The following is a 24,595-nucleotide window of genomic DNA, read 5'->3' as shown; positions in this document are numbered from 1 at the left end:
CTGCCGCAGCCCACCCTCTGATTTCGATTTTTGCCATCAACTCAAACATCGAAATTGGAGGAAATTACTATGAAGAAAATCAATCTTCGGGATTATTACCCGTATTATACACAGGACATGATCGTTGAGGTGCCGGATGAAGTTGCTTTGTTGCTTCGGGAATATATGTTGTTGGAAGAAGCCTATCGGATTCGTACATACCGCTATAAAGCATTTTACTCTCTGGATCGAGACGAAGGTATTGAGCGTGAGATATTGCAAAAGCCTCTTAACCCGGCAGAAATTTGGGAACAGCGCCAAATGACGGAGTTGATTTATAAAGGTCTTTCCAAACTTCCGGTAAAGCAGCGCCAACGAATCTATGCACACTTTTTTCTTGGCATGAGCAAAGCAGATATTGCCAAAGCGGAAGGAACACACAAAAGCCGGATCACCCGTTCTATCGAAGCCGGATTGCGTAGTCTGGAAAAATATTTCAAAGAAATTTTATAACAGACGGCAACTTTGCCCCTAAAAATGTACTGAATAGTAGAGGGACATATTCGGCGGGACAAGCTGGACGGGTGTGGTAAGGAAGCATATACATCCTCCCACCCCAACTGCAATATCAATTTGTCTGCCATGCCCCTTGCTTGTTCCTTGACAACCGAATATACGCTGTTACAGGTACTTCATTCTGTGTTCCGAGCGGCAGATGGGGCGGCGCGGTGACAGGCGGCCTAAGGAGGTGATGGATCCAGGCTGTCCGAGCGATAAACGCAACCTACGAAACCGGCTGTGGCAGGCCGGACGCGATAACGACGCAGATCATAATGGTACTTCTTCACAGCTTCCTAAAGACTTGGGGAGAGTTCCTGCGGCGTTTGCTTGCTCTGGCAAAGCGGCGGCGTATGTGGGACTATGATGCGGTGACGCTATCCGCAGCCTGTAACAGCCCCGTCCTTATAACAGAAGGACTTGCCGGGGTGCGTGGCAAATACGGCAGTAAAATCGAAATCAGATATAATGGGCCGGATTTATGTGTGCAATAACCATAGATCCGACCTATTCATGTGGTTTTGATGATAAGATATAAAAATGTGGGAAGAAAGTGATCTATACTACAGGTGGAAAACATAGCGGCGGAAACTGCTGAAAGTATTGTTGCTGTGTGTTATAATCAATCAAGATGCAAATGCTTAAAGGATATAAGGAGTGAGATACAGCATGAAAATACTTTATGTTACAGACCTGCATGGAGATAAAAATAAATACAGAAAATCATTAGAAATAGCTATGAAACAAGAGATCAGAGTTATTGTGAATGGTGGAGATATGCTTCCAAAATTGGGAGAAAGACATACAGAACAACCGTTATTTATCAAAGGATTTCTAAGTAATTACTTTTCCATATTGCAAGAACATAACATTACATACCTTAATATGCTGGGGAATGACGATTTGCTATCTGTGGATAATCTTTTTGAACAGACTTGTGGGGGATTCGCAAATGTTCATAATATAGCAGGTAAAAAAATCCGCATTGACGAATATGAATTTATTGGAATGAATCAGATTTTGGATCATCCCTTTGGATGTAAGGATCGAGTTGTTACAGAGACAGATTATATTCCCCAAAGACAACTTAGCTTTTTTGCCGGTATATCGAATGAATATGGTTATGACAGAATTTTTGACTGGTTGGAGTATTCCAAAACAGAACTTCCATTGATGTGTGGAATTTTGAAAGAACTGCCTGAACCGGAGAGTCCGAAGAAAACGGTATATGTTATGCACATGCCTCCTGCCGGATTGCGTTTGGGACAGCTTCTATATCAGGATTTGGATATAGGATCAGTAGATATTTATGAGTTCCTTAAAGCCAAACAGCCGTTACTTTCTCTGCACGGGCATATTCACGAAAGTCCTGATACAGAAAAAGGATCATGGATGAATCAGATAGGTACTACAACCTGTATTCAGCCAGGGCAGACAGAGTTTGGCGATAGTAGTATGGTTTATGCAGAGATAGATTTAAAAAGCGGAGTATATGCACGAAGAATTGTAAATATATAGGAGCAAAAAAACACCAGTGATGGTGTTTTTTTGTTGCCTGGAAATGAGGTGAGCACATGGAAAATCCTAAACAGGAGAATGCAGTCCAAATTGGGAATACAACGTTTTATGTAACTTCCGTTTTTTCCGGTACGGTTCAGTTGGAGTATTTAATTAAACGACTGATCCAGAAAGAAATTGAGCAGGAAAACAATACCCGTTGATTGAAAAAAACAGTAGAGCAAATTGCTGAAAAGAGTGCTTAAACGTGTTATAATTATAAAGTACAAAGCAGTTTGTTTGCTGTTGGAAAGGAGCAGAAATGTTAAAACAGCAGACAAAACTAAGAGTTAGATTATATGCACGTTTATCGAAAGACGATGGGGATGCGGATAAGGAAAGCAACAGCATTACCAATCAGTTGCAGATGTTAAGGTACAATGCTAAGGAAAAAGGATTTGAAGTGATAGGCGAATATGTGGACGATGGTTATTCTGGAACCACCTTCAACCGGCCGGATCTGAACCGTATGATTAAAGATGCTATGGACGATCCGGAACCGAGCGGTATCATGGTAAAGGATATGTCACGTTTTGGACGTAACAATGCCATGTTCATGTATTATGTGGAAGAAATCTTTCCTAATAATGATATTTTGTTTATTGCTTTGAATGATGATGTCGATACAAGATTTGATGAAAACGAGATGATGCCGTTTAAATCTATTATGAATGAGTATTATGCTCGTGATACATCAAAGAAAATCCGAAGCGTAAAAAAGACAACAGCATTGAGTGGTGGGTTCTGCGGTTCATTTGCACCTTATGGTTATGTGGTGGACCCAGAGAACAAAAGAAAGCTATTGGTTGATCCTGATACAGCACCTATTGTCAAACGAATTTTTGAATTATCGAAACAGGGCAACAGCGTTCATCAGATTGCGAGAACCTTGTGCGAGGATGGTGTTCTGATTCCGAGAGCATACAGGGCAATGAAGAACGGCACTCTGGAAACAAGTACAGGATTTAAGTTTCCAACGGATTGGGTAGCAAAGAATGTGAAGATGATTTTGGAGAATCAAGTGTACCTGGGACATATGGTTTCTCATAAGACACAGACCAAATCATTTAAGAATAAGAAGCCGGTTGCAGTTCCGAAAGAAGAATGGATCATAGTACGGAACACCCACGAAGCGATCATTGATGAAGAAACCTTTGAACTGGTGCAGAAATTCATCAGTGTAAAAAAACAGCCGAATAAAACAGGACGTCCTAATATATTTGTGGGTCTTGTGAAATGCCCGGATTGTGGTCGCAACATGGCGTTTTCTAATCCAAATGGAAGGGAGCCTCGCTTTCGCTGCAGAACTTATGTAAGGAATAGCAATCTTTGTACAACCCATGCCATTTCTTATGAGGCGTTGCAACAGATTGTTATGAGTGATATTCAAAAGCATATTAAGAATATGGAAGCCTTAGGAGATCAGTTTATACAGGAAATGCACGAATTGAGCGAAAAAGGCGGCAGTAAGAAAATCAAACAGTTCGAGAAAGACTTGGAAGTAGCAGAAAAACGGATTGCAGAAATTGATAGTGTGATTATGAAGCTCTTTGAGCAGAATGCACTCGGTAAGATTTCTGATGAACGCTTTGAAAAGATGTCCTCAGCTTATGAAAGTGAGCAGAAAGAACTTGCTCAAAAAAGAGACGAATTAAGAACTAAAATCAGAGCGGAAGAAAAGAAAACACAGAGTACCAATCAATTTTTGGAAACAATTCGTAAGTATGAAACAGTAACAGAACTGAACCGTTCTATGCTGGTGGAGCTGATTGATAGTATTTATGTATATCAGGCAGAGGGAACCGGCAAAGATCGTAAGCAAAGAGTGGAAATTAACTATCGTTTTCTTGCGGGGTCTCAATGTGGTATCGCCTGACGGAAATGGTAGGATGAGCCGTTTGCTCACTTTATTGCTTTTTTATAAGGCGGGATACATCGTTGGAAAATATATCAGTATGGAAATGTTGATTGAAAAGACAAAGGAAACATATTATGAAGCCCTTCAAGCAAGTTCTACTGGCTGGCATGAGGGAGAAAACAGCTATGAGCCTTTTGTTAAATATTATCTGGGTATCATGTTGAAAGCATACAATGAATTCGAAAGCCGTGTAGAGCATTTGAAGCATCGGAGTCTTTCTAAGCCTGATAGAATTAAAGCGGTTATTGATAACAAGGTTGGCAAAATTACAAAGAAAGAAATCATGGAGCTTTGTCCTGATATAAGCAAAATTACCGTGGAAAGGACTTTGACGAATCTGGTTAAGAGTGGGTATATCGCAAAAGTTGGTGCAGGTCCATCTACTGGTTATGTCCGTGTTTAAAAATATGAAAGCAGCTTATAAATTTAAAGTGTCCTTGACAAAGGGTACACTTTACAGGTGAAATCTAAATCGAAGTTTGTCTTGCTGTGTTCAAATCACAAAAAGGTCATCGTTTCACGATTATGGTAAAACGATGATCTTTTTTATTTCTTCCAATAACAGATTAGCAACAGGAGTGAATATTTGATATTTTTTCCATATAACATACATTTTTGTGTGGAGAGGTGGTGTGATCGGACGGAAGCATAAATCACTTTCTGCATTTGTTTCTACTAACTTTTCAAAGGTAAGCTCAACCCCCAGCCCTTCACGGACAAAAACGGCACCGTTATTGCAGAGATTAAATGTCGCTAATATATTAAGTCGGTCAAGGTTATCGGAACACCAACGGGGTAAATCCATTTTAGCAGACTGTTCCGAACAAAAAATAGGAATATCCAATAAATCATCAAAGGCAATAGCCTCTTTTGCGGCTAATGGATTGTCCTTTCTCATCAGAACACCCCATGTATCGTATTCAGGCACTTCAAGATAATTGTATTTTGATAAATCGGGCGGTTCTACTATAAATGCCATATCCAGAAGTCCACGGTCTAATCGTTCTGTTACCTGTTCGGTATCACCGCTGGTAACATGATAATGGATATTGGGATAAATGCTGCTTAACTTTTTTACAGCACGGGCAAGATATTTTACAAGATAGGATTCTGCACAGCCAATATAAATATCACCTCCTGTGATATCATCCATTGCCTGAAATTCGTTTGTGATTTTGTCAGCCATGGCCAGTAAATCTTCTGCTCTTTTTCGCAGAAGCATACCCTCATCAGTAAGACTGACGCTTGTGCTGCCACGCTTAAATAGTTTTTTGCCAAGCTCTTGTTCCAGATCTTTCATCTGTTTAGACAGCGTTGGCTGTGTAACATGAAGTCTTTCAGCAGCCCTTGACATATTTCCTTCACGTGCAATTTCAAGAAAATAACGAAGTACACGAATTTCCATAGTACACCTCCAACCTTTTTTATTATCCTATACTCAAATGATATTCCTGTCAAGAATATCGTGATATGAATTATAAGTATTAGATATATCGTTTGAAGCATGTATAATTTAAGCAGGAGGTGCAGACAGATGGCAGAAGCAAATGACAAATATGGAATAATTTATCAGAATCTTGTGGACGCAGGCTGTAATCAGAAAACAATCCAGTGTTGCATGAAACTGGCACAAGAAAACAATGTAGAAGCGCTGTTATCACAGTTATGTATGTATAGAAAACATTTAATGGAACAGACACATATTTATCAGGATAACATAGATTGCCTGGATTATTTGATCTACTCGTTAAAGAAATCTAATGAAAATAGATAAGGAGAATGTAAATGACAGATTATAAAATTATTCAAACAATTAACGGACCGGAAGATGTAAAAAAATTGTCTATGGAGCAGCTGGAGGAACTTGCTTCGGAAATCAGAGAGGCATTGTTTAACCGGCTGACTAAAATCGGCGGTCACTTTGGTCCAAATTTCGGTATGGTGGAGGCAGAGATTGCCATGCATTATGTTTTCTCTTCGCCTAAGGATAAGTTTATATTTGATGTATCTCATCAGAGCTATCCTCATAAGATTTTGACCGGAAGAAAGAATGGATATATTTCCGATGAGCACTTTTCAGAGGATTCCGGTTATACAAATCCGGAAGAAAGTGAACATGACTTCTTCAATGTAGGTCACACTTCGACCTCAGTTTCTTTAGCTACGGGTCTGGCTAAGGCGAGAGATATAAAAGGAGATAAAGAAAATATTATTGCAATTATTGGTGATGGCTCCCTCTCAGGCGGTGAAGCACTAGAGGGATTGAATGTAGCTGGATCAGAGATTAACTCCAATTTAATTATTATAGTAAATGATAATGAGCAGTCGATTGCCGAAGTACATGGCGGAATGTATAAAAATCTTGCCGAATTAAGAGAGACAGGCGGAACTGCTTCCAATAATCTCTTCAAAGCGTTTGGATTAGATTATATATATGAGGAAAACGGCAATGACATAGCATCACTGATTTCCTTATTCCGCAAGGTGAAAGATACGGATCATCCAATCGTAGTCCATATCCATACACAAAAAGGAAAGGGATATGAGATTGCTGAAAAAGACAAAGAGGGATGGCATTGGTGTATGCCATTTGACCGTGAAACAGGCAAACCAACAATCTCTTTTGGCGATGGAGAAGATTATACATCTATCACTGCTGAGTATATTATGCGAAAAGCAAAAAGTGATTCTGAGCTTCTTGTGATTACTCCTGCTATGCCGGGCAGTGCAGGCTTAAATCAGGAACAGCGAAAGGAGCTTGGATTGCAGTATGTGGATGTAGGGATTGCGGAAGAACAGGCGGTTGCCATGGCATCTGGTGCTGCAAAAAACGGTGCGAAGCCGCTTGTGGTTACAAACACAACCTTTATTCAAAGAGCGTATGACCAGATTTCCCATGATGTATGTATTAACAATAGTTTCTGGATTATCTTGGACTTGAAAACATGGGTGTGTTTACAGCACATGGGTCTGAAAACAAGAGCGAGAAAAAGAGAGAAGAACTAAGGGCGTTCGGGGCATCGCTGCGTTAGGTAAATTCCATTTGGCGAGATGTCGATAGACCATAAAATTGTTTTTTTCTAAAGCAGACTATTGATTGTATTTATATTAAGTTTTCAACAACAATGTAACCATTGAAATTACATCTGTTTTTTGATATGATTACTGTCAAAGAGAGGTGTTTATAATGCAGATTTCAAGCAGATTTACAATGGCAATCCATATGTTTGCCTGTATAGATACATTTTCAGATCAGAAGATGACTAGTGATTTTATGGCAGCAAGCATTGGAACTAATCCGGTGATTGTTCGTAAAATATTGCAACAATTAAAGGCTGCTGGTCTTATTGAAGTTGCAAGAGGGACAGGCGGTGTGACAATTACCAGACCATTGGAGCAGATTACATTCCTTGATGTGTATAAAGCAGTGGAATGTGCACCAGATGAAGAACTGTTTCATTTTCATGAGAATCCCAATCAGAAATGTCCGGTAGGAAAGAATATTCACCATGTTCTTGATAAGAGACTGTTAGAAGTACAGAAGGCAATGGAGGAAAAACTTTCAGAAATGACACTTGCTGATGTGAAAAAAGATATTGCAGTGTATACAGAGGAAGAGTAGCCTACAGAAGGCTTCGGATGAGTGATTATACCATCACAATTTCCGGAGCCTTTTTGTTTTTCATAATCAATGTAAAATCTTCAAAAGGAGTTGTAACAAAAAAAGTTACAAAAAGCTTGATGTAACTATTGACATTACATTAAACGAATGATATTGTATAGCTACAAGATGTAATAATCATTGTTACAACATATCAAGGAGGTAATTTAAAATGCAGAAAGTAGTAGAATTTTTACAGAAAAACCCGGTTCAGTATTTAGCAACCGTCGGAAGAGATGGAAAGGCAAAATGCCGTCCATTCATGTTCTGTTTTGAGCAGGACGGAAAGCTTTGGTTCTGTACTAACAACACAAAGGATGTTTACAAGGATATGTTAGCAAATCCTGAAGTAGAAGTATCAGTATCTTCCCCTGAATACGCATGGATTCGCCTTCATGGCAAAGCAGTATTTGAGGACAACAAGAGTGTAAAGGAAGGATGCATGAACAATCCTATCGTTAAGGGACAGTATCAGACAGCAGATAATCCTATTTTTGAGGTATTCTATCTTGAAAATCCGCATGGTTTAATCGCAGATTTCTCTGGAAATCCACCTTATGAATTTTAAAGATAATTAACAGAAAAAATTACAGTCTTCGGGGCAAGGTGTAATTCCTGACCGGCAGTATAGTCTGCGAGCAAAAGCTGATATGGTGCAATTCCATAACCGACGGTAAAGTCCGGATGAGAGAAGATATGATAAAACAAGTCCCGCAGGGAATCCCGTCCTGCGGGCTGTTTTAAATTCAGGCATATCTCACAAAAAGGAGATTTATGAGTAACAATACAGCAACTATTAAAACAAGAAAAAATTTAGTTTCTACAAGAACGATAACAATGACAGCTCTACTGGCAGCTATATCATATGTGTTGGCATTTTTAGAGTTTCCGGTTCCTTTGAGTCCATCATTTGCACGAATGGATCTGTCAGATTTACCTGCACTGATTGGGACGTTTGCGTTTGGACCGGTTACAGGAGTGATGATAGAATTGATAAAAAATATATTACAGCTTCTGTCAACATCAACAGGAGGAATTGGTGAACTTGCCAATTTCCTAATGGGGGCATCCTATGTACTGGCTGCCGGTTTTATATACAAATACAAAAAGACTAAGAAAATGGCGAGGTGGGCATGTGTTATTTCAAGTGTGGTTATGGGAATAGCGGCAGCGATTGCAAATTATTTTATTCTACTTTCACTGTTTGAAACATTTATGCCTCTGGAGCAGCTGATTGCATCATTTGGCGAATTTCTGCCATTTATTAAGACTAAGCTGGACGTTGTTCTATTCAATGCATTGCCGTTTAATATCTTAAAAGGCTTGGTAATTGGAGCAATTACCATGATGATATATAAAAAACTTACACCGATACTGAAAGGAGAGACTTTGAAATGACAAAAATGGATTATCTTGAACTTCTGGTGGATGAAATTCATTCAACAACAGTTGCAACGATAGGTTCAGATGGACATCCTCAGACAAGAATCATAGATATGATGTACTATGATGAAGAAGGTGTGTATTTCCTTACAGCAACGGGAAAAACATTTTATGACCAGTTAATGGAGCAGCAGTATGTGGCAATATCCGCAACAAAAGACAAAATTGCGGTGTCTCTGCGTGGAAAAATAAAGAACATCGGAAAAAAGAATCTTGATATTATGTTTGAAAAAAATCCATATATGAAGAAAATCTATCCGGGAGATACGAAAGACGCAATCGAAGTGTTTCGGCTGTATGAGGCACAGGGAGAGTATTTTGATATCAGCAATCCATCAAATATTGTGAGGGATACTATAACAATTGGAAAAACCGAGGCAGTTCAGACAGGGTATTTTATTGGAAAAGAATGTATTGGATGCAAACTGTGTTACTCTGTATGTCCGCAAAAATGCATTGATATATCTTCAGTTCCGGTTACTATCAACCAGAATCATTGTCTGCATTGCGGAAGATGTGCAGAAATTTGTCCGAAGCAGTGTATTGAGAAAAGAGGTTCATTATGATTTTTAAGAAAATCAGAAAAGGGTATGCTGACTGGAGAAACTTTTTATGTAGTACTCCGGCAAGGGATTATGTATTCCAAAAGGATGCATATGAAGACCAGATTGACAGGGCAGCAAAGAATATAAGAAATACAGACTGTGTTATAATCGGGGCAGGAGCCGGGGCATCGACAGCTGCGGGAATCCTAAAATGGAGTACAGTTTATAGTAGTGTATAGCGTGTACCAAGTTATAATTATGGGGTTGAAAATAACAGTATACACAGATAATGTGGAAAAATGTGTATGACGTTTATATAGAAAATAACATTGAAAAAGAAATTCAAGAATGGGTAAATTCATTAAATTTAAAATAGAATAATAATTACATGAGTGACAGAAGATAAGAATCTGAATTCCCTGTCACTTTTATATTATTTGATAAGAAAAAAGAACTGGTTTATATCCGATAAGAATATAGACTGGTTCTTATTTTTAATATGCTATTATATACACAGGGAGTCGGGGAATGTCGAACTATAGCAAGCCGGAAAAGAAAGCATTGATATCGGTATGAAAGAGTTTTGCAAGTGCAACTAATTCAGATGCCTTAATGTTCATGCGATTTGTTTCCAGTTTGGCATAGGTACTTTTGGTGATGGAGATACCCATAAGATTTAATTTTGCAACTACTTGGTCTTGAGTCATATTGTTTTTATATCGAATTGCTTGGATATTTTTACCAATATCCATATCTGGTCTAATCTTTTGCATAATGATGAACTCCCCTTATAAAATAAAAAGTTTCGTAATACAGAAACATATATATTGATTCTAAAGAATTTAAATTTTATAATGTTTCGTAATAAGGAATTATTTTTAACAGGAAGAGGTAAAAGTATAATGGATGTGGAGATGGAAAAGAGAAAATTTTTAAATCTATGTGGCAAAAGAGATCGAGCATTATTGTCAGGTGAAAAAAGAATGACATTGGGGGATATGGAACGATTGACATATCTGACAGAATTTTTTGAACTGGAGAACTATGGAATCGCCTTATGGAAAGAATTTGGTGATGATGTAAAAGAGCCATTTGAAGCGATGATGAAAATGTTAGATGAGCCGGAGTGCATAGAAGATCGATGGCTTGATGACGAAGCAAAAGGGGAAAAGTGGTTGTTAGAATTTCAGGAACTGGCATTAACGGAAGAATACAGGGAATGGATTCGAAATTATATCGATAAAAAATATGAAGAAAGAGGATTACCATATCCGACAGGAGCAGACTTCGATTAAGAGGTCTGCTTTTTTCTGGTCTTTTGGGAGGTGATAAGAGGTGGAAGTAAGTATTTATGAACTCTTGGCGGCAGCAAGAGAATCGGCTAAATCTGATTATATAAAAGGGGACAGCATTTTGTGTGAGAAGAGATTTCATCCAGATACCCATTACATGGTAGAAATAGAACTGCTGAAAAATGATAACAAGCTGGGAAAAAAGGGCAATTATATACGGAAGTTTTTGACAGAACCGGAGTATCTTCCCATTTTACAAAAGCAGGAAAAACATCTCATAAAAATAAAAAGACAGGCAATTGTTCAAAAAGGAAACTTGCGATATATCCCTCCCCCGGACAGGCTGGACCGCCGCCGGGAGAGGGATCTTTTATAACCGGCTGGGAAGGAACAGTAGTGTTCCTCTGGCGATAGTGGTATAAAAAAGCCAGATTTTCCGCAGGTTTTGGGACGCTGGAACATAGAAAAGTGTTCACGAATGGCACTTTTGCAACGATCCGTTGCAGCAGTGACAACATTTTTGACCTTACGTTAAACAGAAAAAATGAAAGGATGTGATTGCGATAATCATAGGAATTGATCATGGCTATTATGCCATTAAAACAAGACAAGTGTCTTTCCCAAGTGGAATTATTGGGTATGATTACGAGCCGTATACCATGCAGAATGTTCTGCAATATCAAGGAAAGTATTATGTCTGCGGTACGGGAAGACAGACGCTGGTAAAAAATAAAACGTCAAATGATAATTATTATCTGCTGACGTTGGCAGCCATTGCAGAAGAAATCAAGCATCGGAAAGCGGAACGAAAGACAGAGGTAATTCTGGCTGTTGGACTTCCGCTTTCAAGTTTTGGAAGAGAGAAACAGGGATTCAGGGAGTATCTGTTGCGGAAAGAGCAGCCAGTGCGATTTTTATATGAAAGTGAGTTATATGAGATAACAATAAAAGATGTGAAACTGTTCCCACAGGGATACTCTGCGCTTGCTCTGCATCCAGAGTATCTGAAGAATGAACCGTCTGTTCTGCTTGTTGATATTGGTGGCTGGACCGTTGACCTTATGAGGCTGGACAATGCTGTTCCGAATGCAGCAACGTGCAGAAGTCTGGAACTTGGAGTAATCCGATGTATTGATGAGACAGCAGAACAAGTGCGTAGAAATACCGGACTGTCTGTGACAGAAACTCAAATTGAGCGTGTGCTTCGGGGAGAATCTTGCAGTATGGCAGAAGAGGCCAGACGGATCATACAGGAAAACGGACGGAAATATATAGAAAGAATACTGTCTGCGGTGACAGAATCCGGGTTTGATCTCCGGGCAGTACCCACCGTATTTATGGGGGGAGGCTCTGCAATTTTAAAACGCCACGTGACCACACAGGACGCGATTTGCCGCCCCGTTTTTATAGAGGACGTCCATGCCAACGCAACAGGGTATGAACGGATTGTAGAGCAGATGTGGACGAGATGACACGCCCGGTATATTCGTTCCGCCCGAACCTGAAAAATCCAGAACACCAGAGGGCATGGGAGAAATTTCAAAGTGTTCCAGAAGGGCAGAAAAGCCAGTATCTGGTTCAGGCAATTCTGGAAAAAGAGGATCGGAAATGGATGGAAGAAGTCATTCAAAAGACGATAAAAGAAAGTGTTCGAGAATTAGGAATATGTGGCACTACGGAACAATCGACAACGAACCCATCATCGGAAGAAATACCAGATCAGATGATGGATTTTCTATCTCAAATGGAAAATTTGTAAAGGGGGTGAGGCCTATGATTGCACGATACATACATTGTTGGATCTGCTAGGGGTAAGGCATAAAATGCATCGTTATCTTTGGTGGGTATTGTGAATAGCTTTCCATGCGGCTTTGGAGTATGTTGTGTGTAGCGAAAGAGAAAGGAGAAAGGTTATGGCAGAAATGAAAAATATCTGCGGAAAGATCCCGATGGACTTACATGAGAAAGTAAGAGAAGAGATTGAACTCACAGAAAGCAGCACACAAAAATTTTTACAACAGGTCATTGAAGAACATTTCAACAGACTGGAAGGAAAAGGAGAAATAAGCATGGGAGCAGTAAGAACAGTAGCAGTACAGGTATCAGAGGAATTATTCCAGAGATTAAAAGTAGTCATCGGAAAGAAACACATGAAACAGAAAGACTTCTTAATTCAGATTATAGAAGAAGCACTGGAAAAGGCAGAGGCCGAATGGCAAAGCAAAGATCAGCCTGAAGAATCCGAACAGACAATTGGAGAATTGGGAACAGAAGAAACACAACCGGAAGAAAGCACTGAGCCGGAAAGGGACAGCGAACCAGAAGAGGAAAGCGAACCAGATGGAGAGAGCGAACCGAAAGAGGAAAACGAACCAGAAGGGGAGAGTGAACCGAAAGAGGAAAACGAACCAGAAGGGGACAGCGAACCGGAAGAGGAAACTGAACCAGAAAGAGAAACTGATCTGGAAGAAGAAACCAAAACAGAAGAACCAACAGAATGGTAACCAATTGATACAGAATAACGAAGGGCGGTATGAGAAATCATGCCGCCTGTTTTTATCAGCAAAAAGGAGGTTGATAGCCGCAACCATTCAATTTTTTGATCTCTTTAGCGGAATCGGGGGATTCCGTGAAGGCTTAAGACGGGCAGGAAACTTTGTCTGTGTCGGACATTGCGAGGTGGATACTTATGCGGATAAGAACTACCGATTGCTGTTTGACACAGAAGGGGAGTGGTATTGTAGTGATGCAAGAACAATTGAACCAGAACGAATGCCAGATTTTGATTTACTCTGTGCAGGATTTCCTTGCCAGGCATTCTCTATCGCCGGAAAGCGAGAAGGATTTGCTGACGCAAGAGGAACTCTCTTTTTTGAAATTGCCCGGATTCTTGAAGCTAAAAGACCATCGTATTTTATCCTTGAAAATGTTCCCGGTTTGTTATCGCATGACAAAGGCCGGACGTTTTGCACCATCCTCAGTACGCTTTCTGAACTGGGGTATCATGTCGAATGGAAAGTGCTTAACAGCAAGGATTTCGGAGTCCCCCAAGCAAGAAAGCGGGTGTATATTGTCGGATATCTTGATTTCCGATGTGCCGGAAAAGTATTACCTGAACCAGAAACAAATGGAGCAGCTCTTGTTCAAATCCGGGCAGGAAGTCAGGGAAAAAGAGTCTACAGTCCCAAAGGATTAAGCTGTACCCTGACATCACAAGCCGGAGGAATGGGTGGAAAGACAGGATTATATGATGTGGGTGTTCCAATTAAAGAAAATACAAAGCTCGGCTACAAACTTGCAAGAGAGGGTGACAGCATCGATTTAGGCTATGCGAATCTCAACAGCAGGAGAGGAAGAGTCGGACACCAGATCGCACATACCCTGACAACAGGTGTTCAACAGGGAACGCTGCACTTTGTCGATCTTTCACCTCCGCCGGTGGTAACGGAAGAATGCAGAAGCCTGAATACCAGACAATGCGGTGTCCACAAATACAAAGGAGAATGTTCTGGTGTATTAGCAGAGGATGGAGCAAGAGCAGTCTTAACACCAGCAAAAGAGAATGTTCGTCAGAACGGCAGACGTATGAAAGAACCCGAAGAACCGATGTTTACAATTACTGCAACCGATCGTCATGGCATCTTGTATCACGGCAGAATAAGAAGGTTAGTTCCGAGGGAATGTCTGCGACTGCAGGGTTATTACGACTGGCAGATTGATAAGATCATAGACAGCACTTCTGACGCACAGCTTTATAAACAGGCTGGAAACGGAGTAACTGTCAATGTTATCGAGGCAATTGGCAGATTGTTACAAAAGGCAGACTCCGAACTCAACACACAGGAAGTGTCTGAGAAAGGAATCCATTAGGCATGATCGGTATAAAAGACCAATACTTTGGCACAGAAATCGAGATGACAGGAATTACCAGACAACGTGCTGCAGAAGTTGTTGCTGAAATGTTTGGAACAGAAGCATATTATGACGGCACTACTTATGGAGTCTGGTCAGTGATAGATTTGGAAGGAAAAAAGTGGAAATTTATGTCTGATGGGAGCATTTATACACAACGAAAAGTATACGGTCGAATTGTAGACGCAGGTGGAGAATATTCAACAGAAATGGTATCTCCGAAATTATCCTATGATGAAATGGGTAAGTTACAGGAAGTAGTACGATGTCTGCGACAGCATGGCGGTTTTGTAAATGAGTCCTGTGGTCAGCATGTTCATGTAGATGCATCGAATCATACACCGCAGAGTCTGAAAAATGCACTGACAATTATGTATGCAAAGGAAGATATTCTGTTCAAAGCACTGAAAGTGCAGGAGAGAAGAGCAAATAGTTATTGTCAGAGGGTGCGACCGGAGGTATTGGAGAAAATCCGAAAAATACCAAATAAATCAATCACAATCTAACCGAGTAAGAAATGTCTGGTATGGAGGCAGGGATGGAAGTCATACCCATTATGATCATACCCGTTATTATGCTCTGAATCTTCATGCTGTGTTTTCAAAAGGAACTTTGGAATGGCGCTGTTTTGAAAGCACACTTCATGCAGGAAAGGTAAGAGCAAATATTACTCTGGCATTAGCCATTTCCGCACAGGCGATCAATCAGAGATCGACACAGATGAAAAAGACACTGATATCAGAAAATCCAGCATTTACATTTCGTACATTTTTATTGAGACTTGGGTTAATTGGAGACGAATATAAAAATGTCCGAAAACATTTGCTGGCAAATCTGGATGGTGATCTTGCGTGGAGATATGATAAAAGCACGTATGAGTGTTTGAAGAAAAATCAAAGGACAGAAGGAGTCAGATAGAGGTGAGAAAAAATGGAAGATAGATATTACTTCGCTTATGGCAGCAACATGAATCTGGAGCAGATGAAGTACAGGTGTCCGGCTGCGGAAGTTGTGGAAAATGTCCGGCTTGAAGATTATCGGCTGGCATTTCGAGGAAAGGCTCCGGGTAACGGAGTAGCAACGGTACTGCCGGAAAAGGGAAGCTGTGTCGAAGGAGTTTTATGGAAAATCACAGAAGCGTGTGAGAAGAGTCTGGATTTCTATGAAGGATTCCCAAGTTTTTATGGGAAAGAATCGATTCAGGTAAAAAATCAGGATGGAGTGGAGAAAGAGGTGTTTGTATATATGATGAACGCTCCGCACAAAGATGTTCCGGCAAGACCATCGAAGTTTTATCTGGATGGAATTCTGGAAGGATATAAGGATAACCAGATTCCAACAGATTCTGTCATGAAAGCGGTGAAGCGTACCAGACAGGAAGTGAAAAAAGAAAAAAATCGATATACAAGATAAAACGTACCGCAGAGGAAACATCTTCTGCGGTATTTAATTAAAAAAATCTATTTATAATTAGGAAGGAAAAGCACATGAAGGTTAGAAAATTAAAGACCAGAATAGCTGCTTTTGGACTGGCTGTCCTGATGGGCATCAGTACCTTGAGCAGTGTAAATGCGTTTGCGGTCGAACAGACAGGCTCGGAACAGCAGACGGAAGTACAGGCGGTAACAAGCCAGAAAGATACATCGGTTACAGCAGATGATATCACAAAAGCGGTTTCGGATGAAACATTTGCGGTGGAAACCTGTATGGAAGGAATCCATTATGATGCAGAAAAAGAAGATGTTACGCTTGTAAGTATCAAAGATGAGAATGGTGGAGAGTATCATTCTGACAAAGCAGGAACATATATTGCCACTTATATGGTCGTTCCAAAAGATAAGAGTGACAGCTATACCATCACCCGGAAAGTGACTCTGACGGATACAGAAGGTCAGGCACATTCTGAAGAAAATGGTGGAGAGAAACAGAAGTCAGATACAGAATCTGAAGATGATTCGGATTCGCCTGTGCAGAACTACACAGATGTAGAAATTGAAACATCCGAAGAAGATGCATCTGCACAGGCAGTCAAAGAACTGAAAGAGGACATCGAAGAGGGAAATGTGATGGTATTGTCTGCGGCTGAAAGAGCTACAAGCAGCGGTTCCACAGTTACATTGACAAAGGGGAGAACTATTTATTATCCAAGTTATATTGGAAATTATCTTACTTGCCTGTTTACAGTCAATGGGAAAATTGCATACTGCCTTCAGTCCCAGAAAGCATCCCCACCGAGTGGAAGTTATGTAGCACAGGTACTGGACAGCAATAAAAATCTACAGAAAGTCCTTTATTATGGTTATGGCGGGGCAGGAGATCTGACAGGAAGTTATCTGTCTGGAAAAACGGAAGATGAAAAGTATGTGTATACACACATTGCAGCCAGCTACGCTTATGCAGGAGAAGCCGGATTTACAGGGTGTAATTATAATGACCTTGTAAATGCAGGGGTTATCGCATATATCAATTATCTGTTTGGACAGGAAGAACCGCCAAAAGGTGAACTGAGCCTTTCAAGCACAAAGCTGAATGCAGTACGGGATGGAAACATCCAGAAAACACCAAATATCACACTGTCTGGAGATCACAGAAACTATGTGACATTGAGTGTACCGGAAAATGTGACAGCACATAATCTTTCCAAAGGAACAAGTGTTACAAATGGAAAAATCCAGATTTATGGTGGAGATACATTCTATCTGTCTGCGGATTTATTACTGACAGGCAGTTATGCTTCCGGCAACTTATATGGTTCTGTCGGAAAGACATGGAGAACACTGGTGCTGACAACCGGAAATTCCAAGCAGGATATCGGTGTATTTGAAAGTGAAACAGCAGCTCCGGTAAGTTTTAGTGTACAGTGGCTGAATATGACACGCATTGAACTTATGAAGAAAGATGTCAATACACAGAATCTACTGTCAGGAGCAGTTTATGGTATTTATACTGATAAGAAGTGTGAAAACCTGCTGATGACAATGTCAGCAACCGGAAGAGATGGAAAAGCAGTCAGCGATTATTTTGATTCTGCACTGAAAACTGTGTATGTAAAAGAGATCACTGCTCCGACAGGATATAAACTGAATACAGAAGTATATAAAGTAGATGTTGCAGCCGGAAAGACATTGAATGTAACAGCAACAGATGAGAGAGTCACCGGAAAAGTAAAAATCGCAAAGATCGATAAAGAAACACTTGCATTTAAAGCGCAGGGGGACAGTGCTCTTCGTGGTGCGGTGTATGGTCTTTATGCCAAAGAGGACATCGTGCATCCGGATGGCACAACAGGAGTTCTGTATAAACAGGACAGCCTGATTGCACAGGGAGTCATCGGAGATGACGGAACACTGGAATTTTCAGAATTATACCTTGGAGAAATGTATCTAAAAGAAATCACTCCACCGGAAGGATATACACTGGATACTACCAAATATGAGGTATCAGTAACTTATGAAGGTCAGGATGTTGCCGAAGTGACAAGAGACCTTACGGTAAAAGAGCAGGTAAAGAAACAGGCATTCCAGTTAATCAAAATCAGTGAAGATGGAGAGCAGACAGAAACTGGACCTGGTTGCAGGAGCAAGATTTAAGGTATATCTGATCAGCGACCTGACACAGGTGAAAAATGGGAAACTGAAACCGTCCAATGGAGAAAGCTATACAGCAAGTGATTTCAAGAATTATGACTTCAGCAAAGAGCAGGTTGCAGTTACTTATGAGAATGGAACCGCCGTACCAGTACCGGAACTGATCACTGATACCAAAGGATATGCAGTCAGCCCGGAACTGCCGTATGGAAGTTATGTTGTAGTGGAAAGCACTACCCCGGAGAATCTGAAAACCATTGATCCATTTGTTGTAAATGTGGAAAATGACAGCAGAGAACCAATGCAGTGGAGAGTATTTGATGACCGTCCGTTTGAATTTTTGTTGAAAATCGTAAAGAAGGATGCACAGACTGGAAATACGGTTTTAAAGGCCGGAGCCTCTTATAAGATTTACGATGTGACAAATAAGAAATATGTGGAACAGGTTGTTCAGTATCCGAAGAAAGAAAAGATCAGTGTATTCAAAACAAATGAGGAAGGATATCTGATCACACCGCAGGAACTGAAGTGCGCTACCTATCGAATCGAAGAAGTAAAAGCACCGGAAGGATTTGTAAGACAGGGAAGCGAAGAGTCCCTGTATGATGGAACAACGATTATTTCACCATTAGAGCAGACTACAAAAGGAACATATAAAGAAAATCCACAGAATGGTATTGTAATTACAGTATCCTCAAACACTGCACATCAGATTGATCCGGATACAGGAGCTGCGATTGTAGAAGTAGAACAGAAAAATGACGAACAGGTAGGAAGCCTGCTCCTGACGAAAAAGGGAGAACAGCTTACCGAAGTAACCGGAGATTCTGTTCTGGCAAAAGTAAAAGCACTGGTTTCTAAAGTAAGAAATACCGTATCTGGTAAAGAAGAAACAGGTATTTATAAAGGCTTTAAATATGAAGAAACCGGAGTAGAAGGTGCTGAATTCGAAGTATATGCCAAAGATACCATCTATTCACCGGACGGAGCAAAGGACGAAGAAGGAAATCCAGTTGTTCGTTATGAGAAAGATGATCTGGTAGCCAAACTGACTACAGATGAAAATGGAACAGCAGTTATCAACAATCTGCCACTGGGAACGTATTATCTGAAAGAGGTTGTAGCAGGAGAGAATTTTGTCCTGAATACAGAACAGAAAGAATTTACCCTGACAGCAGAGGATGATACACAGGCAGTCGTTTATGAAGGCGTTACCTATAAAAATGAAAGACAGAAAGTTTCCGTATCGGTAGAAAAGAAGGATTCTGTCACAGGAGAAAAGCTGGAAGGTGTTATTTTTGGACTGTATGCTGCGGAAGATATTCTTTCTAATCAGGGAGAGGTTCTCGTAGAGAAAGATACCCTGCTGGAAAAGAAAGCAACAGATACAAAGGGAACACTTACTTTCGACAGTGATCTTCCACATGGAAAATACTATGTCAAAGAGGAAGTCAGAAAAGCCGGATATCTTCCAAATGAAGAAGTATGGAATGTAGATGCAACCTATGAAAATCAGAATCTTGCAAAGATTGAACTGAACAAAGAAGTTGAGAATCAGCCGACAGAAACACGTATTACCAAAACAGATGCAACAACCGGAAATGAGCTGGAAGGAGCAAAACTGCAGGTCATTGATAAAGACGGAACTGTTGTGGAAGAGTGGATTAGTACGAAGGAAGAACATGTCATTTACGGACTGCCGGAAGGAAGTTATACCTTACATGAGGAACTGGCTCCTTATGAAGATGGCTATGTGTCTGCCAGCGATGTGACGTTTGAAGTCAAAGAAGATGGAAGTGTGACAAAGGTTGAGATGAAAGACGAATATTCCAAAGTGGAAATTTCAAAAACAGACCTAACAACCGGAAAAGAACTGGAAGGGGCAAAGCTTCAGATCATCCGCAAAGATGGAACTGTTTTGGAAGAGTGGATTACGGATGGAAAGCCACATTCCGTTGCAAAGCTCCCGGTCAATGAAGAACTTACTCTGCGTGAGATCACAGCGCCGGATGGTTACGAGATTGCGGAAGATGTTACATTCACATTGAAAGATACAATGGAAGTCCAGAAAGTAGAAATGAAAGATGCCAGAACACCGGAGAAAACAACAGAAAAAACAAATGCACCAAAAACAGGTGATAACCAGAAAGTATGGCCGTTTGTTCTGCTTGCACTGGCATCTGCCGGAACAGCTACAGGAGTGACTGTATACCGCAGAAAGAAGTCAAAAATGACAGACAACAAAGAAGAAACAGAAGTAAAATAAAATAAAAATTACAGGATAAACCAATCTGACAGGGCAGGAGATGTTCATAAGGCAGCGCCTGCCCTGTCTGTAGATAAGGAGAAGAAAGATGAGACGTTTTTATACAGCAGAATCAGTAACAGAAGGACACCCGGATAAAGTATGCGATCAGATAGCAGATGCAATCTTAGATGAATGTCTGCGTTACGATCCATCTTCGAGAGTGGCGTGTGAAGTCCTTGCTACAAGAGGAAATGTGTTTGTAGCAGGAGAAATCACCAGCGGATATGAACCACCAGTGTTTGATGTGATCCGAAAAGTTTTAGAAGAGTGTGGATATTGTACAGATGGGATAGAAATGGATACGTTTGTACACCAGCAGAGTCCAGATATTGCGAAAGCAGTGAGTGTGTCGAAAGAATTTCGGGATAATATCGGCGCAAAATTAAGAGATAGAAGCAGGGGAGCTGGAGATCAGGGTGTTATGGTCGGATATGCGTGTGATGATACTCCGCAGCTTATGCCAATGCCGACTGTTCTGGCACACCGGATCACACGTGAACTTTCGGCTTGCAGAAGAAGCGGATATATCAAAGATATCTTTTCGGATGGAAAAGCACAGGTAACCGTAGAATATGAAGATGGAAAACCAGTGAGACTGGAAAGTGTTGTTGTTTCCTGCCAGCATGGTGCAGAAAAGAACCTGAAGAAGTTAGATGCCGAGATCAGAGAGAAAGTGCTTCGCTCAGCACTCAGATTACTGCCGCCGGATGAGGATACGAAGATTCTGATCAATCCGTCAGGAAAATTTGTGTGCGGAGGATTTGATGCAGATACCGGACTGACCGGAAGAAAGCTGATGGTGGATACTTATGGCAGTATGGTTCCGCATGGCGGCGGTGCATTTTCGGGAAAAGACTGTTCGAAAGTAGACCGTTCGGCAGCTTATATGGCAAGGTATATCGCCAAAAATATAGTAGCTGCTGAGTTTGCAAGCAAGTGTCAGGTGTCTTTGGCTTATGCAATCGGAGTAGCAGAGCCGGTTATGATTGAGGTAGACACCTTTGGTACAGGAAAAGTGTGTGCGGATGATTGTCTGGCGGCAGCAATCCCTCTGGTGTTTGGAGTGACACCTGTCCAGATCATGGAATCTCTCCGGCTGAACCGTCCGATTTTCCGTCAGACCGCAGTTTTTGGACACTTTGGAAGAAAGGAGTTTCCTTGGGAGCGAACCGATAAGGTACTGGCTCTTCAGGATACCATTCTGTAATGCCCTGGGTAACGGAAGAAGAGATTCAGGCAGCAAAGAATATGACTGCGTATGAGTATTTGCGAACGCATCAGGCACAGAGACTGCAAAAGACAAGGACCAGAAATGAATGGCAGTTGACGGATCATGACAGTTTTAAAATCAATGAACTGTCCAGCAAATGGCATTGGAAATCCAGAGATATCGGTGGCGTGTCCGCACTGCGGTTCCTGATTGAAGTAGATGGAATGAAATTTACAGATGCCGTAAAACTGTTGTGCGAAGAGAGTCCGTCTTTTATTCCGACACAGTCTGCGAAAAAGGAAAAACCACCCTTTAAGCTGCCGGAGAGATATTGTAATTGCAGACGAATCAGGGCTTATTTAAACCACAGAGGAATCAGCGATGAAGTGATCACGTATTGCATTTCGCATGAAATCCTTTATGAAAGTGTCCCGTACCATAACGCTGTTTTTGTTGGAAAAGATGAATCCGGAAAAGCAAGATATGCATTCCTGCGAGGAATCTATGAAAAAAACGGGAAAGGATTCAAGATGGAGCAGACCGGGAGTGAAAAAAAGTACAGCTTTTGCATTCCACCGGAAAGAGAAACAAAACGAGTTGTCGTATATGAAGCGTGTATTGATGCACTGGCCCACATGACACTGGAAGAAGGAAAGAGGGATAAATATCGTCTTTCCCTTGGAGGAATCGCTGCTCCGAAAGAAAACACACAGATACAGAGTGAACGTTTTAAAAAGCTGCCGGATGCACTGGAAGAGTTTCTGAAGAACCATCCGGAAATCAAAGAAATTGAAATCTGCACCGATAATGACTTTGCCGGGAGATGGGCGAAAGAACAGATGAAAAAACATTACGAGGGAACGTATCAGATTATTTGCAATCTGCCGGAAAAAGAAGGGGCAGATTATGCAGACCTTGCGAAAGAAAAAAAGCAGACAAATAAATGCAGGGACAGACCATTAGAAAGAAGGTGATAGAGAATGGAAGAAAAAGGAACGATGCACGTACATCTGTTGACGGAGCTGACTGGAAATCTTTATTCAGAAGAATCCGAATGGGAAGAAGAGTGGTCGGAGAGTGATGAATATGGAATGCCATTAGATGGAACAGAACTTGCCGATTATGAAGAAGTCATCCGAGAAGAACTGGAACGCTATGGGGAAGATGATCTCATGCAGTATTTTGACGGAAGTGAGTCCATTCAGGAAAAGATACAAAGTGCAGTTGTTACGATAGAAAACAAAGACGGAATCCTGTACGGCTGTACCAAACTGGAATTAAATGAATTTTTAAGTCAGGAAGAACTACAGGAATTCACCGAATACATTACAGGGCAGTACAGTGACGGGTGGGGTGAAGGATTTGAACAGAGGGATATCAAGGTAGATGGTGGAACGATGAATGTGCATTTTTGGCATCCTAATATGGAACAGCCGAAAATGTATGAAAAGAAAACAGAGCAGATTCCGACAAAGCCTGAGAAACAACGTCCCAAGTTACAGCTCCTTGGACATGATGGGAATATTTTTTCCATTATGGGCGATGCCTCAACTCTTTTGAAAAAGAATAAACAGACAGCAGAAGCAAAAGAAATGCGTAAAAGGGTATTGGAAAGTGGGGACTATTACAAAGCACTTTTGATTATCAGCGAATATGTAGAAACTGAGTTGAGTCCGCCGCCCAAAGAAAATAAAAAGACAAAGAAGAAAAATCAGCCGGAACGCTGAGAAAAGAAAGGATGATGCCTATGACAAATGGCCTGAGTTTGGAAGAACTTATGAAAGAGGGAACATACCCGGAGGAATATACTGAAGGGGAAAACTGGAAAATATTACATGGAGATACATTAAAACTGGTCAAAGCATTCCAGCCGGGAATCTTTGATGCAGTTATTACCGATCCGCCGTATGCATCCGGTGGAACAAAACAGAATGAAAGAAATCGTACTACAAATCAGAAATACAGCAGTATGAGTGCTGCCAATGCACTTCCGGATTTCGATGGGGATAACAAAGACCAGAGATCTTGGACGCACTGGATGGCTGAATGGCTCTATGATGTGCGGAAAGCCTGCAAGAAAGGTGCTCCGATCTGTCTGTTCATTGACTGGCGTCAGTATCCATCGATTACCGATGCATTGCAGTGGGCAGGATGGATCTGGCGAGGAACAGCGGTGTGGGATAAGGGAAACTCCCGTCCACAGAAAGGCCGTTTCCGCCAGCAGGCTGAATATATTGTGTGGGGCAGTAACGGACCGATGCCGATCAACCGTCCGGTATCTTGTCTGCCGGGCGTCTTCCGATATGGCAATCCGCAGAACCGGATTCATGTGACAGAGAAACCGTTGCAGCTTATGAAAGATGTTATCCAGATTTGTGAACCGAGAGGGCTGATCCTGGACCCGTTTGTCGGAGCAGGAACAACTGTCCTTGCAGCGGTTATGACAGGTTATCGTGCAGTGGGAATTGAGGTAACAGATGCCTACTACAAACTGGGAAGTGACAGAGTGAAAATTGCATTAGAAGCAGAGCAGAAAGAGGATGAAAAGTAGCCGGGATGTCCAATTGGACATCTTGTTTTTTATAGAGAAAATGAGTGGCATCCAACTGGATGCAGGAAGGAGAT

The 24,595-nt window shown here is 41.1% G+C and carries 24 protein-coding genes, 4 pseudogenes and 1 riboswitch; of the genes and pseudogenes, 26 read left to right on the top strand and 2 right to left on the bottom strand.

Features of this window, described 5'->3' with window-relative positions; translation table 11 throughout:
* Positions 1-69: 69 nt before the first annotated feature.
* The 6 genes and pseudogenes from ACH9UM_RS09410 to ACH9UM_RS09385 all read left to right on the top strand — a co-directional run.
* Positions 70-492 carry a hypothetical protein gene (locus ACH9UM_RS09410; RefSeq protein ID WP_015542925.1) on the top strand — a complete coding sequence of 141 codons (423 nt, stop codon included), beginning with the start codon at positions 70-72 and terminating at the stop codon, positions 490-492.
* Positions 493-730: 238 nt separating this feature from the next.
* Entirely contained in the window at positions 731-904 is a 174-nt protein-coding gene (locus ACH9UM_RS09405; RefSeq protein ID WP_400091150.1) for a hypothetical protein, read from the top strand.
* Between the two features lie 302 nt (positions 905-1,206).
* Positions 1,207-2,055: a metallophosphoesterase gene (locus ACH9UM_RS09400; RefSeq protein WP_106789478.1), complete on the top strand. Its 849-nt coding sequence runs from the start codon at positions 1,207-1,209 to the stop codon at positions 2,053-2,055.
* A 56-nt stretch (positions 2,056-2,111) separates the two neighbouring features.
* Positions 2,112-2,258: a hypothetical protein gene (locus ACH9UM_RS09395; protein ID WP_015542922.1), complete on the top strand. Its 147-nt coding sequence runs from the start codon at positions 2,112-2,114 to the stop codon at positions 2,256-2,258.
* 98 nt (positions 2,259-2,356) lie between these two features.
* A complete protein-coding gene (locus ACH9UM_RS09390) occupies positions 2,357-3,970 on the top strand; it encodes a recombinase family protein (protein ID WP_106789479.1) in 1,614 nt (537 codons plus the stop codon).
* A pseudogene (locus ACH9UM_RS09385) lies at positions 3,969-4,415 on the top strand (Fic family protein); the annotation flags it as partial. The gene ACH9UM_RS09390 and the pseudogene ACH9UM_RS09385, both read left to right, overlap by 2 nt.
* Before the next feature lie 120 nt (positions 4,416-4,535).
* Here the strand turns inward: ACH9UM_RS09385 and ACH9UM_RS09380 are convergent.
* Entirely contained in the window at positions 4,536-5,417 is an 882-nt protein-coding gene (locus ACH9UM_RS09380) for a LysR family transcriptional regulator (RefSeq protein ID WP_004844985.1), read from the bottom strand.
* Positions 5,418-5,546: 129 nt separating this feature from the next.
* Here ACH9UM_RS09380 and ACH9UM_RS09375 point away from each other — a divergent pair, with 129 nt between their 5' ends.
* The 7 genes and pseudogenes from ACH9UM_RS09375 (at position 5,547) to ACH9UM_RS09345 (ending at position 9,900) form a co-directional block, all read left to right on the top strand.
* On the top strand, positions 5,547-5,786 hold the full coding sequence (locus ACH9UM_RS09375) for a hypothetical protein (protein ID WP_004844986.1): 240 nt from the start codon (positions 5,547-5,549) through the stop codon (positions 5,784-5,786).
* An 11-nt stretch (positions 5,787-5,797) separates the two neighbouring features.
* Positions 5,798-6,946, top strand: a pseudogene (locus ACH9UM_RS09370) (1-deoxy-D-xylulose-5-phosphate synthase); the annotation flags it as partial.
* A gap of 253 nt (positions 6,947-7,199) precedes the next feature.
* On the top strand, positions 7,200-7,634 hold the full coding sequence (locus ACH9UM_RS09365) for an Rrf2 family transcriptional regulator (RefSeq protein WP_009243644.1): 435 nt from the start codon (positions 7,200-7,202) through the stop codon (positions 7,632-7,634).
* A 211-nt stretch (positions 7,635-7,845) separates the two neighbouring features.
* On the top strand, positions 7,846-8,241 hold the full coding sequence (locus ACH9UM_RS09360) for a pyridoxamine 5'-phosphate oxidase family protein (protein ID WP_004844992.1): 396 nt from the start codon (positions 7,846-7,848) through the stop codon (positions 8,239-8,241).
* A gap of 20 nt (positions 8,242-8,261) precedes the next feature.
* Positions 8,262-8,373, top strand: a riboswitch (FMN riboswitch).
* Positions 8,374-8,447: 74 nt separating this feature from the next.
* Positions 8,448-9,071: an ECF transporter S component gene (locus ACH9UM_RS09355; RefSeq protein ID WP_004844994.1), complete on the top strand. Its 624-nt coding sequence runs from the start codon at positions 8,448-8,450 to the stop codon at positions 9,069-9,071.
* Positions 9,068-9,682, top strand: coding sequence for a 4Fe-4S binding protein (locus ACH9UM_RS09350; RefSeq protein ID WP_004844995.1), 615 nt, complete (start codon positions 9,068-9,070; stop codon positions 9,680-9,682). The genes ACH9UM_RS09355 and ACH9UM_RS09350 overlap by 4 nt, the downstream gene beginning before the upstream one ends.
* Positions 9,679-9,900: a hypothetical protein gene (locus ACH9UM_RS09345; RefSeq protein ID WP_400091143.1), complete on the top strand. Its 222-nt coding sequence runs from the start codon at positions 9,679-9,681 to the stop codon at positions 9,898-9,900. The genes ACH9UM_RS09350 and ACH9UM_RS09345 overlap by 4 nt, the downstream gene beginning before the upstream one ends.
* Before the next feature lie 297 nt (positions 9,901-10,197).
* On the opposite strand, the gene ACH9UM_RS09340 is transcribed toward ACH9UM_RS09345, so the two are convergent.
* A complete protein-coding gene (locus ACH9UM_RS09340; RefSeq protein WP_005341369.1) occupies positions 10,198-10,434 on the bottom strand; it encodes a helix-turn-helix domain-containing protein in 237 nt (78 codons plus the stop codon).
* 210 nt (positions 10,435-10,644) lie between these two features.
* On the opposite strand from ACH9UM_RS09340, the gene ACH9UM_RS09335 reads away from it, so the two are divergent.
* The 13 genes and pseudogenes from ACH9UM_RS09335 to ACH9UM_RS09275 all read left to right on the top strand — a co-directional run bounded on the left by ACH9UM_RS09335 (position 10,645) and on the right by ACH9UM_RS09275 (position 24,521).
* On the top strand, positions 10,645-10,956 hold the full coding sequence (locus ACH9UM_RS09335) for a hypothetical protein (protein ID WP_215727210.1): 312 nt from the start codon (positions 10,645-10,647) through the stop codon (positions 10,954-10,956).
* 40 nt (positions 10,957-10,996) lie between these two features.
* Complete coding sequence (locus tag ACH9UM_RS09330) at positions 10,997-11,329, top strand: DUF5720 family protein (protein ID WP_005341391.1); 333 nt, start codon at positions 10,997-10,999, stop codon at positions 11,327-11,329.
* A gap of 187 nt (positions 11,330-11,516) precedes the next feature.
* On the top strand, positions 11,517-12,425 hold the full coding sequence (locus ACH9UM_RS09325; RefSeq protein WP_208728885.1) for a ParM/StbA family protein: 909 nt from the start codon (positions 11,517-11,519) through the stop codon (positions 12,423-12,425).
* Positions 12,422-12,712 carry a hypothetical protein gene (locus ACH9UM_RS09320; RefSeq protein WP_015513323.1) on the top strand — a complete coding sequence of 97 codons (291 nt, stop codon included), beginning with the start codon at positions 12,422-12,424 and terminating at the stop codon, positions 12,710-12,712. Before ACH9UM_RS09325 ends, ACH9UM_RS09320 begins: the two co-directional genes overlap by 4 nt.
* Before the next feature lie 154 nt (positions 12,713-12,866).
* On the top strand, positions 12,867-13,457 hold the full coding sequence (locus ACH9UM_RS09315) for a hypothetical protein (protein WP_015513324.1): 591 nt from the start codon (positions 12,867-12,869) through the stop codon (positions 13,455-13,457).
* A 70-nt stretch (positions 13,458-13,527) separates the two neighbouring features.
* A complete protein-coding gene (gene dcm / locus ACH9UM_RS09310) occupies positions 13,528-14,823 on the top strand; it encodes a DNA (cytosine-5-)-methyltransferase (protein ID WP_215686504.1) in 1,296 nt (431 codons plus the stop codon).
* Positions 14,824-14,825: 2 nt separating this feature from the next.
* Positions 14,826-15,783: pseudogene (locus ACH9UM_RS09305) on the top strand (amidoligase family protein).
* A 12-nt stretch (positions 15,784-15,795) separates the two neighbouring features.
* A complete protein-coding gene (locus tag ACH9UM_RS09300; protein ID WP_015513326.1) occupies positions 15,796-16,278 on the top strand; it encodes a gamma-glutamylcyclotransferase family protein in 483 nt (160 codons plus the stop codon).
* Between the two features lie 74 nt (positions 16,279-16,352).
* A pseudogene (locus ACH9UM_RS09295) lies at positions 16,353-20,718 on the top strand (SpaA isopeptide-forming pilin-related protein).
* A gap of 88 nt (positions 20,719-20,806) precedes the next feature.
* Positions 20,807-21,967 carry a methionine adenosyltransferase gene (gene metK, locus ACH9UM_RS09290; RefSeq protein ID WP_015513328.1) on the top strand — a complete coding sequence of 387 codons (1,161 nt, stop codon included), beginning with the start codon at positions 20,807-20,809 and terminating at the stop codon, positions 21,965-21,967.
* On the top strand, positions 21,967-22,944 hold the full coding sequence (locus tag ACH9UM_RS09285) for a DUF3991 and TOPRIM domain-containing protein (RefSeq protein ID WP_006426986.1): 978 nt from the start codon (positions 21,967-21,969) through the stop codon (positions 22,942-22,944). Before metK ends, ACH9UM_RS09285 begins: the two co-directional genes overlap by 1 nt.
* Before the next feature lie 6 nt (positions 22,945-22,950).
* Positions 22,951-23,697 carry a hypothetical protein gene (locus tag ACH9UM_RS09280; RefSeq protein ID WP_007884619.1) on the top strand — a complete coding sequence of 249 codons (747 nt, stop codon included), beginning with the start codon at positions 22,951-22,953 and terminating at the stop codon, positions 23,695-23,697.
* Positions 23,698-23,717: 20 nt separating this feature from the next.
* The gene (locus tag ACH9UM_RS09275) at positions 23,718-24,521 is read left to right on the top strand and encodes a site-specific DNA-methyltransferase (protein WP_226793175.1); all 804 of its coding nucleotides are present in this window, start codon (positions 23,718-23,720) and stop codon (positions 24,519-24,521) included.
* The last annotated feature ends 74 nt before the right edge of the window (positions 24,522-24,595 follow it).

Origin of the sequence: Mediterraneibacter torques, assembly GCF_044591705.1 — a bacterium.
GTDB lineage: Bacteria > Bacillota > Clostridia > Lachnospirales > Lachnospiraceae > Mediterraneibacter > Mediterraneibacter torques.
Note: the sequence above shows the minus strand (reverse complement) of the source record. Positions and strands in the feature narration are given on the sequence as shown.

What these genes read in the sequence shown, in the direction of transcription:
- ACH9UM_RS09355 (WP_004844994.1), top strand. Translation starts at nt 8,448, where the DNA reads ATGAGTAACAATACAGCAACTATTAAAACAAGAAAAAATTTAGTTTCT.
- ACH9UM_RS09300 (WP_015513326.1), top strand. Translation starts at nt 15,796, where the DNA reads ATGGAAGATAGATATTACTTCGCTTATGGCAGCAACATGAATCTGGAG.
- ACH9UM_RS09345 (WP_400091143.1), top strand. Translation starts at nt 9,679, where the DNA reads ATGATTTTTAAGAAAATCAGAAAAGGGTATGCTGACTGGAGAAACTTT.
- ACH9UM_RS09340 (WP_005341369.1), bottom strand. Translation starts at nt 10,434, where the DNA reads ATGCAAAAGATTAGACCAGATATGGATATTGGTAAAAATATCCAAGCA.
- ACH9UM_RS09400 (WP_106789478.1), top strand. Translation starts at nt 1,207, where the DNA reads ATGAAAATACTTTATGTTACAGACCTGCATGGAGATAAAAATAAATAC.
- ACH9UM_RS09315 (WP_015513324.1), top strand. Translation starts at nt 12,867, where the DNA reads ATGGCAGAAATGAAAAATATCTGCGGAAAGATCCCGATGGACTTACAT.
- ACH9UM_RS09395 (WP_015542922.1), top strand. Translation starts at nt 2,112, where the DNA reads ATGGAAAATCCTAAACAGGAGAATGCAGTCCAAATTGGGAATACAACG.
- ACH9UM_RS09285 (WP_006426986.1), top strand. Translation starts at nt 21,967, where the DNA reads ATGCCCTGGGTAACGGAAGAAGAGATTCAGGCAGCAAAGAATATGACT.
- ACH9UM_RS09320 (WP_015513323.1), top strand. Translation starts at nt 12,422, where the DNA reads ATGACACGCCCGGTATATTCGTTCCGCCCGAACCTGAAAAATCCAGAA.
- ACH9UM_RS09350 (WP_004844995.1), top strand. Translation starts at nt 9,068, where the DNA reads ATGACAAAAATGGATTATCTTGAACTTCTGGTGGATGAAATTCATTCA.
- ACH9UM_RS09365 (WP_009243644.1), top strand. Translation starts at nt 7,200, where the DNA reads ATGCAGATTTCAAGCAGATTTACAATGGCAATCCATATGTTTGCCTGT.
- ACH9UM_RS09335 (WP_215727210.1), top strand. Translation starts at nt 10,645, where the DNA reads ATGACATTGGGGGATATGGAACGATTGACATATCTGACAGAATTTTTT.
- ACH9UM_RS09375 (WP_004844986.1), top strand. Translation starts at nt 5,547, where the DNA reads ATGGCAGAAGCAAATGACAAATATGGAATAATTTATCAGAATCTTGTG.
- ACH9UM_RS09275 (WP_226793175.1), top strand. Translation starts at nt 23,718, where the DNA reads ATGACAAATGGCCTGAGTTTGGAAGAACTTATGAAAGAGGGAACATAC.
- metK (WP_015513328.1), top strand. Translation starts at nt 20,807, where the DNA reads ATGAGACGTTTTTATACAGCAGAATCAGTAACAGAAGGACACCCGGAT.
- ACH9UM_RS09405 (WP_400091150.1), top strand. Translation starts at nt 731, where the DNA reads ATGGATCCAGGCTGTCCGAGCGATAAACGCAACCTACGAAACCGGCTG.
- ACH9UM_RS09390 (WP_106789479.1), top strand. Translation starts at nt 2,357, where the DNA reads ATGTTAAAACAGCAGACAAAACTAAGAGTTAGATTATATGCACGTTTA.
- ACH9UM_RS09380 (WP_004844985.1), bottom strand. Translation starts at nt 5,417, where the DNA reads ATGGAAATTCGTGTACTTCGTTATTTTCTTGAAATTGCACGTGAAGGA.
- ACH9UM_RS09410 (WP_015542925.1), top strand. Translation starts at nt 70, where the DNA reads ATGAAGAAAATCAATCTTCGGGATTATTACCCGTATTATACACAGGAC.
- ACH9UM_RS09360 (WP_004844992.1), top strand. Translation starts at nt 7,846, where the DNA reads ATGCAGAAAGTAGTAGAATTTTTACAGAAAAACCCGGTTCAGTATTTA.
- ACH9UM_RS09280 (WP_007884619.1), top strand. Translation starts at nt 22,951, where the DNA reads ATGGAAGAAAAAGGAACGATGCACGTACATCTGTTGACGGAGCTGACT.